At 63.4% G+C, this 538-nt stretch carries 1 protein-coding gene; it reads left to right on the plus strand.

The window, feature by feature from the left end; translation table 11 throughout:
* Positions 1-489: acyl-CoA carboxylase biotin carboxyl carrier protein subunit (locus tag ABD256_RS44305; RefSeq protein WP_344432426.1), on the plus strand; the 489-nt coding region annotated here is incomplete at its 5' end.
* Positions 490-538 lie beyond the last annotated feature (49 nt).

Genomic DNA, 538 nt, shown 5'->3' on the forward strand with positions numbered 1-538 from the left:
GTCCGTCTGGCCGCCGCCGGCGAGGAACAGGATGTCTGGCTGCAAAGCATCGGTCCCGAACAGTGGGCACTGAGCGTGGGCGAGGAATCGCTGGCCGTGGCGCTGATGGATGTGGATCTCGATACCCTGGTGCTGGCCATCGACGGTCATGCCAAGCGCTTTGATGTACTGGCCGATGAAGACGATCTGCAGATCACCGAAGCCGGTGTGACCCATGTCCTGAAACGAATCGATCCTTACGCCGCCGCCGGTGGCCCGGCCGCCGACGAGGCCCATCCCGGCAGCCCCATGCCCGGCCGCATCGTGGCCGTGCATGTGAAGGAAGGCGACCGGGTGGAAGTGGGCGATCCCATCCTGGTGCTGGAAGGCATGAAAATGGAATTCACCGTCAAGGCCGGCGTGGCCGGCACGGTGGAGAAGCTGAAACACGGGGAAGGGGATATGGTCGAAGCGGAAGTCCCGCTGGTGGATATTCAGCCGGGGGGCTGAATGTCCACCAGCGGGAGTGGACAATGAACAGTTCCCAGTGGACAGCTGG

The organism is Amycolatopsis minnesotensis (assembly GCF_039529815.1).
Taxonomy (GTDB): domain Bacteria; phylum Actinomycetota; class Actinomycetes; order Mycobacteriales; family Pseudonocardiaceae; genus Amycolatopsis; species Amycolatopsis minnesotensis.